This window comes from Phyllobacterium sp. RCAM01083 (genome assembly GCF_055685835.1).
The window spans coordinates 1,396,078-1,408,145 of sequence record NZ_JBVFZN010000005.1; the positions used below are offsets into that span (position 1 = coordinate 1,396,078).

9 protein-coding genes are annotated in these 12,068 nt (G+C 60.6%); 6 read left to right on the forward strand and 3 right to left on the reverse strand.

What is annotated here, in order from left to right; genetic code table 11:
• Window positions 1–146: 146 nt before the first annotated feature.
• The gene (locus ACZ25R_RS13530; protein WP_223615085.1) at window positions 147–1,148 is read left to right on the forward strand and encodes an ABC transporter substrate-binding protein; all 1,002 of its coding nucleotides are present in this window, start codon (window positions 147–149) and stop codon (window positions 1,146–1,148) included.
• A 65-nt stretch (window positions 1,149–1,213) separates the two neighbouring features.
• On the opposite strand, the gene ACZ25R_RS13535 is transcribed toward ACZ25R_RS13530, so the two are convergent.
• A complete protein-coding gene (locus tag ACZ25R_RS13535) occupies window positions 1,214–3,259 on the reverse strand; it encodes an oxidoreductase (RefSeq protein ID WP_472461251.1) in 2,046 nt (681 codons plus the stop codon).
• A 271-nt stretch (window positions 3,260–3,530) separates the two neighbouring features.
• Here ACZ25R_RS13535 and ACZ25R_RS13540 point away from each other — a divergent pair, with 271 nt between their 5' ends.
• The 5 genes from ACZ25R_RS13540 to ACZ25R_RS13560 all read left to right on the forward strand — a co-directional run bounded on the left by ACZ25R_RS13540 (window position 3,531) and on the right by ACZ25R_RS13560 (window position 7,760).
• Window positions 3,531–3,995: a GNAT family N-acetyltransferase gene (locus tag ACZ25R_RS13540; RefSeq protein WP_472461252.1), complete on the forward strand. Its 465-nt coding sequence runs from the start codon at window positions 3,531–3,533 to the stop codon at window positions 3,993–3,995.
• A 185-nt stretch (window positions 3,996–4,180) separates the two neighbouring features.
• On the forward strand, window positions 4,181–4,987 hold the full coding sequence (locus ACZ25R_RS13545; RefSeq protein WP_464663862.1) for an ABC transporter permease: 807 nt from the start codon (window positions 4,181–4,183) through the stop codon (window positions 4,985–4,987).
• Between the two features lie 41 nt (window positions 4,988–5,028).
• The gene (locus ACZ25R_RS13550) at window positions 5,029–5,775 is read left to right on the forward strand and encodes an ABC transporter ATP-binding protein (RefSeq protein ID WP_223615090.1); all 747 of its coding nucleotides are present in this window, start codon (window positions 5,029–5,031) and stop codon (window positions 5,773–5,775) included.
• Between the two features lie 128 nt (window positions 5,776–5,903).
• Window positions 5,904–7,175, forward strand: coding sequence for an alkyl sulfatase dimerization domain-containing protein (locus ACZ25R_RS13555; RefSeq protein WP_472461253.1), 1,272 nt, complete (start codon window positions 5,904–5,906; stop codon window positions 7,173–7,175).
• A 222-nt stretch (window positions 7,176–7,397) separates the two neighbouring features.
• Window positions 7,398–7,760 carry a hypothetical protein gene (locus tag ACZ25R_RS13560; protein WP_346307721.1) on the forward strand — a complete coding sequence of 121 codons (363 nt, stop codon included), beginning with the start codon at window positions 7,398–7,400 and terminating at the stop codon, window positions 7,758–7,760.
• 114 nt (window positions 7,761–7,874) lie between these two features.
• Here the strand turns inward: ACZ25R_RS13560 and ACZ25R_RS13565 are convergent, their stop codons facing one another.
• Window positions 7,875–8,612, reverse strand: a complete 738-nt coding sequence (locus ACZ25R_RS13565; RefSeq protein WP_472461254.1) for a BPL-N domain-containing protein — start codon at window positions 8,610–8,612, stop codon at window positions 7,875–7,877.
• 105 nt (window positions 8,613–8,717) lie between these two features.
• Complete coding sequence (locus ACZ25R_RS13570; RefSeq protein WP_472461255.1) at window positions 8,718–11,876, reverse strand: autotransporter domain-containing protein; 3,159 nt, start codon at window positions 11,874–11,876, stop codon at window positions 8,718–8,720.
• Between the last annotated feature and the right edge of the window lie 192 nt (window positions 11,877–12,068).

Consider the following 12,068-nt stretch of genomic DNA (forward strand, 5'->3'; position numbering starts at 1 on the left):
ACCCCATGCAGGGTTATCGTTTCAGCCATGGTCCAGCCTTTCTCCTATCGGCTTTGTGCAGGCCGGGTGCAGTCCCTGCGTCCGGTGCTGCTGCGAACGGCCATCTCCACCACCAACACCATAAAACCAACAAAAGGGGTTCTCACATGAAGACACTATTGATGAGCAGCGTCATGGCCTTTGCCCTGATGGGTGCCGCGGGCGCGGCTTCGGCAGCCGAGTGCGGTGACGTGACCATTGCCAGCATGAACTGGCAATCGGCGGAGGTCCTGGCCAATCTCGACAAGATCATTCTCAACAAGGGCTATGGCTGCAATGCCGACATCGTGCAGGGCGACACCATTCCAACCCTGACATCGATGACCGAAAAGGGCCAGCCGGACATCGCTCCCGAAGGCTGGGTCGATTTCATGCGCGATATCCTCGACAAGGCCGTTGCCGACGGCAAGCTCGTCTATACCGGGAAATCGCTGTCGGATGGCGGCGTTCAGGGCTGGTGGATTCCGAAATACATCGCCGACGCTCACCCCGACATCAAGACCATCGACGATGCGCTGAAACATCCCGAACTGTTCCCGGCGCCGGAAGATGCTTCCAAGGGCGCTGTGTTCAATGGTCCTCCCGGCTGGGGCGGCACGCTGGCGACCGCACAGTTCTTCAAGGCCTATGATGCGGAGAAGAAGGGCTTTACCCTGGTTGACACCGGGTCGGCCGCCGGCCTCGACGGGTCGCTCGCCAAGGCCTATGAACGCAAGCAGGGCTGGGTCGGTTACTACTGGGAACCCACCGCCCTCCTCGGCAAGTACCAGATGGTCAGGCTTGATCACGGCGCGCCTTTCAACGCGGCGGAATGGAAGCGCTGCAACACCGTGGCCGATTGCGCCGACCCGAAAAAGAACGCCTGGGAACTGGCCGAAGTGGATACGGTCGTCACCAAGAAGTTCAGCGAAAAGTCCGGCCCGGTCATGGACTACCTGAAGGCACGGTCATGGTCCAACAAGACCGTCAACGAACTGCTCGCCTGGATGACCGACAATCAGGCAACCGGCGAAGATGGTGCAAAATACTTCCTCAAGAACCACGAGGACATCTGGACCAAATGGGTCAGCGCCGACGTGGCAACAAAGGTGAAGGCTTCGCTGAAGTAACACTGGCTGGCGTCGTTTATCTCCCCCTCATTGGGGGAGATAGCTGCCGTATCACGCGGGCGCCGTCAAAACCGGATGGCGTAACGCAGCCCGTCATAGATGGCGGCATGGATATTGCGGGCATGCACCGCATCGCCGATGCGCAACAGATCGAATTGCCCCTCCGCCAGCCGCTGCGGGAAAATCGCGCCGCCATTGACCAGATTGCCGTAATCCACCGCACCGTCATTGCGCGACAGCGGCTTCAATTCGCGGTAGAGATCATCGATCGGCAAGGTGCCGTGCTCGACAACCACCTGATCCACCAGCCGTTCCTCGCGATAATCCGGATCGAAATCCGAGCCCAGTGTCGCGACAAGCTGGTTGCCGTTGCGGGCGACGCTGATCAGCCGCGTGTTGATGGTCACCCGCACGCCGTGCTCGTGGAACGCGCGCATATAGGGCACGTGGTTCATGCCGCCCATTTCAGGCGCGAAAAACCGTTCCGGGCTGACGAGTTCGAGCTTTGAACCGGCGCGTGCGATCATCTCCGCCGCGCTCATGCCCTGATGGCCGCCATTGTCGTCATAGAGCAGCACCGTTTCGCCCGGCTTCACCGCGCCCGCCAGGATATCCCAGCTTGAGGTGACCAGATCATCGCCCGCCGCCAGGGGCGGATTTTGCGGCAACCCTCCCGTGGCGATCACCACCACATCGGGCGAAAGCCCAAGCACATCGCCGGATTCGGCCCAGACATTGTAGTGCAGGGAAACACCCAGCCGCTGCAGCTCCTCGAGCCGCCAGTCGACAATGCCGATCATCTCCTTGCGCCGCGGATTCTGCGCGGCAAGACGCACCTGCCCGCCCGCATGGTCCGAAGCCTCCAGCACAGTGACGCTGTGCCCGCCTTCGGCCGCAACACGCGCCGCCTCCAGTCCGGCAGGCCCTGCCCCGACGACGACCACATTCCGGCTGGTTGCCGCTTTGGCAATGGCATGCGGCATGCTGCCTTCGCGGCCGGTCGCGGCATTGTGGATGCACAGTGCTTCGCCGCCCTCATAGATGCGGTCAAGGCAGTAGGTTGCGCCGACGCAGGGGCGGATGCGATGCTCCTCGCCCGCCTCGATTTTCCGCACGATATGCGGATCGGCAATATGGGCGCGGGTCATGCCGACCATGTCGAGCTTGCCCTCGGCAATGGCATGGCGGGCCGTGGCCACATCGGCGATGCGCGCCGCATGGAAGACCGGAAACTTTGTTTCCTGCCTGACATCCCCGGCAAAATCGAGATGCGGCGACGAGCGCATGCCCTGCACCGGAATCACCTCGTTGAGCGCCGCATCCGTATCGATATGGCCGCGAATGATGTTGAGAAAGTCGAATTTGCCCGATGCCGCGATGCGCCGGGCAATCTCGACACCCTCCTGCCGCGACAGGCCCTGCTCCCAGTCCTCGTCGGCCACCATGCGGATGCCGACGATGAAATCCGGGCCGACGGACCGGCGCACGGCGTCGATCACCGCCCAGGTGAAGCGCAGGCGATTGTCGAGCGAGCCGCCATATTCATCGTCGCGCCGGTTGGTGGCGGGCGACCAGAAGCCGTCCATCAGGTGGCCGTAGGCTTCGAACTCGATGCCGTCGAGCCCGGCCGCCTGCATGCGCTGCGCCGCCGATGCATAGTCGGCAATGATCCGCTCGATATCCCAGTCTTCCGCTTCCTTGGGAAAGGCCCGGTGGGCGGGCTCGCGCACCGGCGAAGCCGAAACCACGGGCAGCCAATCCGCCTTGTTCCAGCTGGTGCGGCGGCCGAGATGCGTCAGCTGGATCATCACGGCGGCCCCGTGTTCATGACAATCGTCGGCAAGCTCGCGCAGCCAGGGCACGATCTCGTCCTTATAGGCATGAAGATTGCCGAAGGCCGGCGGCGACTCGCGCGACACGACCGCCGACCCCGCCGTCATCGTCAGGGCGATGCCGCCCTTGGCCTTCTCCGCATGGTAGAGCCGGTAGCGGGTCTTCGGCATTCCGTCTTCCGAATAGGCCGGCTCGTGGCTGGTCGACATCAGACGGTTTTTCAGGCGCAGATGTTTCAGCTGATAGGGTTGCAGAAGCGGATCGGCATGTGAGGACAATGGTCTGGGTTCCCGTTGTTTTCCGCGATCCTACAGCGGGAATCACCCTACGGGTTTCTCCCGCGCGACCTATTGTGGTGCGGATTCGTCAGATGCGCATCGCAGCCCGTCCGGCCTTGCGATTTCAGTACAAAGCTTACCGGCATTCACAACCGCTTGATCGCACAGAAATTCCCTAAATCCGCTCCGCCGCGCCGCGTCTACATCCTGGATGAAAATTTTTCATGCCGTGTTTCGCATGGATGCAACCAACAGCGGAGAGATCGTCCCGATGATCAGTGAAATCACCTGCCCTGACAACAAGAGCGCCCTGTGCGCCGACATCATGAGCGGCCTGCCGGAATGGTTCGAGGAACCGGATGGCATTGCCGCCTGCGCCGATCTGGTGACCGGGCTGCCCGTTCTCGCCCATACGGACATGGGAACCTGCACCGGCTTCATCGCGCTCAAATACCACCCGCCGGCGGCGGCGGAAATCCTTGTGATCGCCACACGCCGGCAATTCCACGGCCGGGGAATCGGCCGTTCCCTCCTCCAGGCCGCCGAAGCCCATGCGCGCCAGTCCGGCTGTTCCCTGCTGACGGTCAAGACGCTGGCGCCGCGCGGCCGGCATGAACCGCATCTCGACAGCACGCGCGCCTTCTATGACCGCAACGGTTTTCTCAAGGCGGAAATCTTCCCCACATTGTGGGCGGAAGGCCATCCATGCCTCTTTTTGGTCAAACCGCTGAACTAGGCGATCATTCCAAATCTCCTGTCCGGAGCCGGTTTTGCTCGATCCATCGCCATGCTCCGCGCTTCTACCGTGTTGATGAAATGCGATGCGGCTTGGAATTGTTCTGCCAACCGGTGTATAGGCAGGTCCGGCAGGGCCTTGCCCGCATGCTAAAGCCCGCATTGTAAGGAAAGACGCGCGTCGACATGACCATAGCGAATTCGCAGAAAATCACCGCATGGGAAGATATCACGGCTGCCGTGAACAATTTTCATCTCGCCGCGCTTCTCGGCTGGCAGGACGTGGCGCAGCGCTACCGGCGCTCCAGCGTGGGCGCCTTCTGGCTGACCATCAACATGGGCGTGCTGATCGGCGCCCTGGGCCTGATATTCGGCACCATTTTCCGCTCGCCCATGTCCGAGTTCCTGCCCTTCATCTGCGTCGGCCTCATCATGTGGGGGTATTTTTCGCAGCTCATCAACGAGGGCTGCCTCAGTTTCATCTCCAATACCGAGACGATGCTGCAATTGCCGCTGCCATTCTTCACCTATGTCCTGCGCACCTGGTGGCGCAACTCCATCATCCTGTTCCACAACATCGTCATTTTCCCCATCGTGCTCTTGCTGTTCGGCAAGTTCATGGGATGGACCGCCCTGCTGGTCTTCCCGGCGTTCGTTCTCGTCTCGCTCAACCTTCTGTGGATGATGGTGGTGCTGGCGGTGGTGTGCACGCGCTACCGCGACCTGACGCAGATCATCCAGAACGTCATGCAGGTCGGCATGTATGTGACGCCCATCATGTGGCAGCCGCACCAGCTGCCGGCGGACAAATCCATGCTGATGCTGGATCTCAACCCGTTCTATCATCTCATCAGCGTGGTCCGCGAGCCGCTGCTTGGGCAGACGGGCACCGCGCTCAATTGGGGCGTGGTTGCCGGCATGGCCATCATCGGATGGATCGTCGCCCTGCTCTTCCTCAACCGCTACCGCTCGCGCATCACCTATTGGCTCTAAACCCTTTCGGCACGCCCCACCCTTTTCCTGCGAAGGCCAACATGACTTCTATGATACTCGATAACGTCACTGTGGATTTTCCGATCTACAATGCGAAAAGCCGGTCCCTCAAGAACCAGGTCATGAGTCTGGCGACGGGCGGCACCATCGGCTCGAACGCCGAAGGCCATGTGATCATCCGCGGCCTGGAATCGATCAGCCTGAGCCTGAACGACGGCGAACGGCTCGGCCTGATCGGGCACAACGGCTCGGGGAAAACCACGCTCCTGCGCGTGATGAGCGGCGTGTACTATCCCTCCGGCGGGCGCATCGCCATCAACGGCAAATGCACCTCGCTGATCAACATCTCGCTGGGCATCGATGCGGAAGCCACGGGGCGGGAAAACATCCGCATCCGCGGCGCGCTGCTCGGCTTTTCCAAGCGCGAGATGGCTGCCAAGCAGGCGGAGATCGAAGAATTCTCCGAGCTCGGCAACTTCCTCGACATGCCGGTCAGGACCTATTCGACCGGCATGCAGCTGCGCCTGGCCTTTTCGATCTCGACCGTCATCCAGCCGGAAATCCTGATCATGGACGAATGGCTGGCGGCGGGCGACGAAAGCTTTCAGAACAAGGCCAATGAGCGCCTGCACGACCTCGTCAACAAGACCAAGATCCTGATCATCGCCAGCCACTCCAGACAGTTGCTCCTCGCCAATTGCAGCCGTATCGTCTGGCTCGAGCATGGCAAGGTCAAGATGGATGGAGATGCAGAAACCGTCGCGAATGCGTATTTCGGCCACCAGTAGCGCAAAGCGCGAAACATGCTGGAGACATCCGGGTCGCTCTTGACGCGCGCGGAAGGACAATGCCTCCTGACATGAAGCTGTCAGGAGGCCTGTTGTATGCGGGATCATCGCGATGAAGGATCCATTCCATGCATGACACAGAGATGAACCGCCTTTTCGAGAGAATATGGCGCGGCGAAGCGGCCATGGAAGAATGGAGCGCTGCCGTTGCCGGCGGTTCCGCGCAAGCCGTCTGCGACGATATGATCGTTGTCTCCACGCATTACGTCGTCGGTAATGTCACGGCAATCCGCACCGGCGCCGGGCTGGTGCTCATCGATACGGGCGGCAGGGAGACCGCGCGGGAAACGCTCGACGTGATCCGCCGCTGGGACAGCAGTCCCGTCCACACGGTCATCTATACCCACGGCCATATCGACCATACCTGGGGTGCCCGCCTTCTGGATGCGGAAGCGGACGCCAACGGTGTTGCCCGCCCGCGGATCGTTGCACACCGCAACGTCTTGCAGCGCTTCGCACGCTATGACCAGTCGCAGGATCTGAACAGTCTCGTCATGGGACGCCAGTTCAACAAAGCCGGCTATGTCTTCCCCGGCGAGCACCGGCGCCCCGACGACGTCTATGACGATAGGCTCAGCCTCGATATCGGCGGCCTGCGCATGGAACTGACGCACGGGCGCGGCGAAACGGACGATGCAACCTTTGTCTGGCTGCCGCAGAAGAAAATTCTGGTCAGCGGTGATTTTGTCATTTGGGTGTTCCCGAATGCCGGCAATCCGCGCAAGGTGCAGCGATATCCGCAGGATTGGGCGTTGACGCTGCGCAACATGCATGCGCTCGAACCCCACATCCTGGTTCCCGGCCATGGACCGGTCGTTGCTGGCGCCGCGCGCGTGGCGCAGATGCTGGATGACGCTGCCAGTGCCCTGGAGAGTCTCGTTAGCCAGACACTTGAGCGGATGAACAGGGGCGACACGCTGAATTCAATCCTGCAAAGCGTCCGCGCGCCCTCGGAGCTTCTCGCCAAACCCTATCTTCTGCCGAAATACGATGATCCCGCTTTTGTCGTGCGCAGCGTCTGGCATCTTTATGCCGGCTGGTTTGACGGAAACCCCGCGCATCTCAAGCCGGCGGCTGACCGGGACCTCGGCCGTGAAATCGCGCGCCTTGCAGGCGGCGCCGAAAACCTGGTGCAACGAGCCGAGGCGCTGCGGGCCGCGGGCCAGGCCCGCCTGGCCGCACACCTGATCGAATTTGCCGTGGCGGCCGCGCCGCAGGACAAGGCGGTGCACCGCGTGCGCGCGGCCATCTATGCCGACTGCATCGACGCGGAGACGTCCTTGATCGGCAAGGCGATCCTGGCCTATTCGCAGCGCGAGTCCGAAGAACACCTGCAATAGCAGGCTCAGGCGGCAAAGCGCCGGGCCTTGCATGCTTCGCCGGCACAGGGCCGGGATGGCCGCTATCCAGCCATTCTTATCTGGCTTTGTTTCCCCTGCTGGCGGGTGTGCACCCCGCTGCCCGCAGACGCCCGCGCGACCCAAGTAGGGACATCGTCGTCACCTTGATTTCCTCGTGTAACCGTTGTTGGATACTTCCGGGATATTGGAGGAAAAAAGCAAATGACAAAGCACAAGTCATCATCTCCAGCACTGTCGAACGAGATCACAACCGATCAATACTACGATCGCGGAGATTCCGTGAAGGTCAGATGGCCCTTTGGCATCGAAGTAATCAGGATCCATATTCCACGTGACTGTCATTATAAAGTAAAACTGGCACCCACCGACGAGAACGAATACAACGTCGACGTCATCACCAGCCGCGGGCTGACACGCGCCGAAAAAGATTGCATCGCAACCGCCTACTATGAAACGACGCCCTTTGTCCTGGAGTCTGACATCACGTTCGTGGTTGCGCAACGCGGCTTTACCGATGGTGTACCCGATGCGGAGTGGACGACCAACAGCGGCCCGAGTTTTTGACCTGATCGGCGACGCCCCGGGCTTTCCCCCTCTTTCCGCCCGGGGATGACCGCTATTGTTCTGGTATTGCCAGCGGCATCCACGCGGATGATGACGGGTCTGATCCCCGGAGCCTTATTCTGCCATCGCCGCATTCAGCAATCCTTGGATCAGCCTGGAGTTCACACCATCAGGATTGTGCAGACCGTAATGATCATACCATTCCTGGGGCGCTTCAGGGTGCGGCCCGACCAAAGTCGCGCTGCCTTTGCCAAATGCGTAACGAGCGGCCGCCAGATCGCCATTCTGATAATGGGCAAGTTCCCGGAAACCTGAATTCGCATGATTTCTGGGCAGATGCGGACCATCCTGAAAATATGTCCACAATGACGCCCCTGCCCATTGAACCGGCACCACGTGATCGCCGATATCGGACACGGAAAACCCCGGCCTCCCGACCTCGGAATCCGTTTCTCCTTCGACGATGTCAAAGCCCAAATCCGTACCGAGATACGCGCCCATGCAAATTCCAAAATACCGGCCGCCTTTGGATACAAAATCCCGGACGGCCTGGATGCCCGCCTTGCCCAGGCTTCTCCTTGCGCCGTCAATGTCCTGCCCGCCGCCGGGTTGTACATATAAGGACGCTCCAATGAAACTGGATGGCACCAGCTTCAGCTGCTCATTGGGGCCGATGAATTTAACATCAAAATGAAAGGTGCTGTTCCTCAGGGCTTCGGCGGCCGCCGATGAACAATCATCACAACCGGCAGGCCCGCGATATACGAGCGCAACGGCGGATTGCGATGCATTGGCGGGAGCATTCAACACGAGAAAACATGCGAGAAGTGCGTATTTTGCGGCGCTGAACATCAGAACAATTCCTTTAGAGTGATGCGGTGCGATCCACCCTAAATCGAATTGCGGTTTAATTTTGAGAAGGAACCAGCCGGCGCAAGCTGCACGGAGTGACGAGGCCTAGAACCTCAGGCTGGCCTTTGCATTGAAGCCATGACGAATGGCGCCGCCTTCTCCAAGCGTGGTGTTGTAGGCAAGGCCGAGATTCAGCCCCTGGTCGAGGACCACGTCGAAACCCAGGCCCAGCCGGACAGCGTTGCGAACCGTGCCATCCCCCTTGAGACTGAACAACGGGCCGCCGGACCAATCGATATAATTCAGGTCAATGTCGCTCGCATTTGCCATGTCGTAGCGCCATTCGGCCTTCAAGTTCGGCGTGAACGTGTAGCCGGTGAAACGATAGGTATAATCCGTCTCAAAACCCACGACGGCAACGAGTGAATTCACCGTCTGGTTGCCGTAGCGCAGGCTGTTCGATCCGCCATCCCTTTCGCTGAAGGCATCGAGCTTCGTCCAGGATGCGTCCATCCCGACATAGGGGGTGAAGTAGAGGGCATCCCGGCTTATTTCATAACCGGCCTTCACGCTGCCGAACACCTGCTGCCCATCGCGGGAACCATTGGCGAAACCGCCATCTTCCGTCAGATAGCGCTTGCTGTCGAAGGAAAGCGCGCCATAGCCGAATACGGCTTCAAGATAGGTGTTCCTGATCGGCCGCCAGCTCGCATAGGTTCCGATGCTCCAGCTTTCACCTTCACTGCGCGTACCATTGCTGCCAATATCCGTCCTGTCCCTGCCGTAACCAAGGCCGACACCGGCGGTCAACCGTTCGTTGAAACGGTAATCCAGCCCGGCACTCACACCGGAGGTTGTAAAATCCCGGCCCGATCCGGAGGATTTGCCGGATGTGTCGCCAATGTCGACCTGACCGGCCGTCCAGACGCCGAAGCGGGATGGAACCGGCTTTTCTGCGACCACTCTGTTGAACGGCTCGGCAGGCCGGGTTCGTCTCGGCTCGGTAAAAAACCCGAGCGGCGTTGCGTCGGCCGGGTCGCGCCGATCTTTTGTCCCGTCGTCGCTGCGCGGCGTGTTCAGGCTGATGCCCTGGCTGGACTCATTGCCGCCGCCCCGGCGCAGCTGGCGCAACCGGTCGCCATAGTTCGACAGCTGGGCATCGGCAAACCGGCGCGCACCTTCCGCCTGGGCGTTGACGATACCGATGACTTCCACGTCCTTTGATGGGTCGGCCCTTGCCATCACCGTAATCGTAACATTGGCGGGAGCCGATGTGGTGAATGCATTGCCAAGGGTATAGCTGACCGTAGCAACACCGCTGAACGTGGCGGCGGGCGTGAAATCCAATTGGAAAGCCCGGCTGCCGCCGTCGCGAATGGTTGCGGTGCCCGACCCCGATGGACTGAGCGACACCATGGTCGCGGCAGTAAACGGACCGCCGGTTGCACCTTCCGTCAGGTTCACCGTCACCGGCGTTCCCGCCCGTGTGGTGACGGAATGGGCCGCGGCCACCGGCAGCGGATTGACCGTCAGCGTGATCGTGGCCGGCGGCGACGCTCCGAACACGTTGCTCAGGGTATAGCCGATGCTGACGGCGCCTGACGCCCCGGCTGGCGGCGTGTAGATGATATTGGTGCCCGACACGGTCGCACTGCCAAAAGCCGGAGGGGTAACAATGGCCGCGCCCGTGAACGGACCGCCGGTGGCGCCCGCCGTCGTGTCAATGGTGGTGGCATGTCCAGCCATCGTTGCAGCGCTATGCGCAGCGGCAACCGGGACAGCCTGCGGCGATACGGTAATGGTGACCGTCGCCGGGGCGGAGGTGCCGCCGGGCCCGGTGACGCTGTAGGTGAAAGTATCGGTGCCGAAGAAGTTTGCGGCCGGGGTATACACGGCATTAAGACCGTTCACGGTCACCGTGCCGTGCAAGGGCGCGCTGGTGACGGCAATGGAGGTTATTGGGCCGCCATCGTTGAAAATCACGGGAATGGTGACGGCTTGATTGGCCAAGGTTGCGGCGGCATCGTTGACCGCAACCGGCGCGGCCTGATTGATTATCAATGTGTAGGCCTGAGCACCGTTGAAACTCTGATGGTCCGTCGCCGTGATGGTAAAACTGTACGCTCCAGCCGTATCCGGTGCACCAGACAAAAAGCCCGCGCTGCTTAACGTCATGCCGTTTGGCAGTCCCCCGGATGTGATTGCAAACGTATAGGGGCCCACCCCGCCGGTCGCCACCATTGTTTGGGAATAGTTGACGCCGGTTTTGCCGTTGGGAAGGGTTGAAGGCGCCAGGCTGATGCTAGGGGGATTGACAGTCAGCGTATAATTATTCGTGGCGGAAAATGGCGCGCCGGGGCCTGTGCTGCTGTCCGTCGCCTGCACGCTGAAAGGGAAAGGGCCCCAAACGGATGGCGTCCCCGACAGTAATCCCGTCGCAGCGTTGAGTGTCATGCCCTCTGGAAGTGAGCCAGCCGCGATCCAAAAGGTATAGGGGGCTGTGCCACCACTGGCAGAGAATGTTTGGCTATAAGCGGAACCAGAACTGGCAGCCGGCAGCGACCCTGCCGGACTTAACGTCACTGTTAATTGCGATACAACCAGCGTAAAAGTGCGGGTGCCTACGAAAGGGCCGCTACCGGTGCTGCTGTCGGTTGCACTCACCGCCATGGAATAGTTGCCGGCAACCTGCGGAGTCCCGGAGAGGGTAACGCTGTTGGGTGTTGTTGACGTGATCACCACGCCTTGCGGAATGTTAGAGATGGAAAAGCCGCCGTAAGGCTCCTGTCCACCACTGAACGTGTAGGTCTGCGTATATGGGGTGCCTACCTGGGCGGTATGGGACGACGACGGTGTGACGGTAAGACTAGGTGTTGAGACCGTCACTGTAACAGTGGCTGGAGCCGACGTTCCATCCGAATTGCTGGCGGTATAGGTGAAACTGTCAGGTCCGGCATAGCCGCTTGCCGGCGTGTAGTTGATCGACGTTCCGGATGCTGACGCAGTCCCATGCGCTGCACCGCTTGCGACCGCCACAAATGTCGGCGCGCCGCCGCCAATACTGAGCGTTACAGGGTTGCCGACACTGCCATAGGCGACGGTAACAGTCATGTCGGATGCAACCGGCGGTGTCTGGGCCTGCGACAGGGCGGGCCAGAATACGGCCAAACAGACGAAGAACAGCCATGCCGCCAATAGTGTTGGGCGCGCGCCACATACCTGCCGGTGGGGGGCTAACCCCTCCGGCCAATTCGATCTCGGCATTATTCCCCCGCCCCATTGCATCCCCAACGCAATCATCATCCGTAATGTGCGCCGTTCATTGCATCAATACGGCAGATGCCGTAGTTCCCGACTATTTTGACGGGAACGGAGAGACCGTGGTGTTCGCAGGAAGACTGCCGGCCGGAAATGCAATAGGGCAGCCGTTAGGCTGCCCTATTCTGCAATGATTTC

Coding starts and splice junctions, on each gene's coding strand:
- ACZ25R_RS13530 (WP_223615085.1), top strand. CDS start 147: ATGAAGACACTATTGATGAGCAGCGTCATGGCCTTTGCCCTGATGGGT.
- ACZ25R_RS13540 (WP_472461252.1), top strand. CDS start 3,531: ATGATCAGTGAAATCACCTGCCCTGACAACAAGAGCGCCCTGTGCGCC.
- ACZ25R_RS13545 (WP_464663862.1), top strand. CDS start 4,181: ATGACCATAGCGAATTCGCAGAAAATCACCGCATGGGAAGATATCACG.
- ACZ25R_RS13550 (WP_223615090.1), top strand. CDS start 5,029: ATGACTTCTATGATACTCGATAACGTCACTGTGGATTTTCCGATCTAC.
- ACZ25R_RS13555 (WP_472461253.1), top strand. CDS start 5,904: ATGCATGACACAGAGATGAACCGCCTTTTCGAGAGAATATGGCGCGGC.
- ACZ25R_RS13560 (WP_346307721.1), top strand. CDS start 7,398: ATGACAAAGCACAAGTCATCATCTCCAGCACTGTCGAACGAGATCACA.
- ACZ25R_RS13565 (WP_472461254.1), bottom strand. CDS start 8,612: ATGTTCAGCGCCGCAAAATACGCACTTCTCGCATGTTTTCTCGTGTTG.
- ACZ25R_RS13570 (WP_472461255.1), bottom strand. CDS start 11,876: ATGCCGAGATCGAATTGGCCGGAGGGGTTAGCCCCCCACCGGCAGGTA.